The organism is Lyngbya sp. CCY1209, assembly GCF_035615495.1.
GTDB lineage: Bacteria > Cyanobacteriota > Cyanobacteriia > Cyanobacteriales > Microcoleaceae > Limnospira.
Genome location: NZ_JAJENU010000322.1, coordinates 1 through 253 on the forward strand (window position 1 = coordinate 1; position 253 = coordinate 253).

Consider the following 253-nt stretch of genomic DNA (forward strand, 5'->3'; position numbering starts at 1 on the left):
CAATCAAAGCCCACACCGAAAAGGTTAAAGAGGTGATTAAGAAACACAAAACATCACCTCAAGCCGCCCTGATTAAACAACTCAACCCCATCATCACAGGATGGGCAAGGTACTACTCAGGGGTAGTCTCCAAGGAGATTTTCAGCAAGCTAGATAACATACTCTGGCAACAACTTCGGGCATGGGTAGTGTCACGATGCGGAAACGCCAAATACAAAACGCTCAGAAAATACTACCGAACAGGTATGGCAAA

The 253-nt window shown here is 45.5% G+C and carries 1 protein-coding gene; it reads left to right on the forward strand.

The genetic code is table 11. The annotated features are described in order from the left end of the window. A partial coding sequence (locus LKE08_RS09205; protein WP_324703921.1) for a group II intron maturase-specific domain-containing protein occupies positions 1–253 on the forward strand: 253 nt, incomplete at both ends.